The sequence below is a fragment of the Stenotrophomonas capsici genome (assembly GCF_034961085.1).
Taxonomy (GTDB): domain Bacteria; phylum Pseudomonadota; class Gammaproteobacteria; order Xanthomonadales; family Xanthomonadaceae; genus Stenotrophomonas; species Stenotrophomonas capsici.
Window position 1 is genome coordinate 1 of record NZ_JAYFUH010000015.1, and the last position, 416, is coordinate 416.

At 71.2% G+C, this 416-nt stretch carries 1 pseudogene; it reads left to right on the forward strand.

Annotated features, from left to right (window positions below):
* Positions 1-416, forward strand: a pseudogene (locus tag VA603_RS00220) (acyltransferase); the annotation flags it as partial.

Sequence of the window (416 nt, forward strand, 5' to 3'; positions counted from 1 at the left end):
GCCTGTACCCGATCACCGCCTACTTCTTCTGCGTGCGCGGCAGCGAACGGCGCGCCTCGCGCGACTACCTGCAGCGGGCGCTGGGCCGGCCCGCGCACCGTTGGGACGTGGCCCGCCACATCCACACCATCGCCGCGACCATCCAGGACCGGGTGTTCCTGCTGGCCGGGCGCACACGGCTGTTCGACATCCGTACGGAAGGCACCGCGCAGCTGCTGGAGCAGATCGACCAGGGTCGCGGGGTGCTGCTGTTCGGCTCGCACCTGGGCAGCTTCGACGCGTTGCGCGCGCTGTCGCGGCAACGCCCGGACCTGAAGCTGCGGGTGCTGCTGGACATCTCGCACAACGCGGCCATCAGCGAGCTGCTGGCCGAGCTGGACCCGGCGCTGGCCGCCGGCATCATCGATGCAGGGCAG